Here is a 270-nt window from a genome sequence, read left to right on the forward strand (position 1 = left end):
TCCTGTGCAAGCCGGGTTCGGTAAAGCCGCACAAGAAGTTCAAGGCAGAAGCCTACATCCTGACGAAGGAAGAAGGCGGCCGTCATACGCCGTTCTTCACGAACTACCGTCCGCAGTTCTACTTCCGCACGACGGACGTCACGGGCATCGTTACGCTTCCGGAAGGCACGGAAATGGTTATGCCTGGCGACAACGTCACGGTTGACGTCGAGCTGATCGTTCCGATCGCGATGGAAGAAAAGCTGCGCTTCGCTATCCGCGAAGGCGGCC

General features: G+C 58.1%; 1 pseudogene. It reads left to right on the top strand.

Going from position 1 to position 270, the window contains the following annotated elements:
• A pseudogene (gene tuf / locus WA845_RS25220) lies at positions 1-270 on the top strand (elongation factor Tu); the annotation flags it as partial.

Origin of the sequence: Agrobacterium sp. CMT1 (assembly GCF_037203725.1) — a bacterium.
Taxonomy (GTDB): Bacteria; Pseudomonadota; Alphaproteobacteria; order Rhizobiales; family Rhizobiaceae; genus Agrobacterium; species Agrobacterium pusense.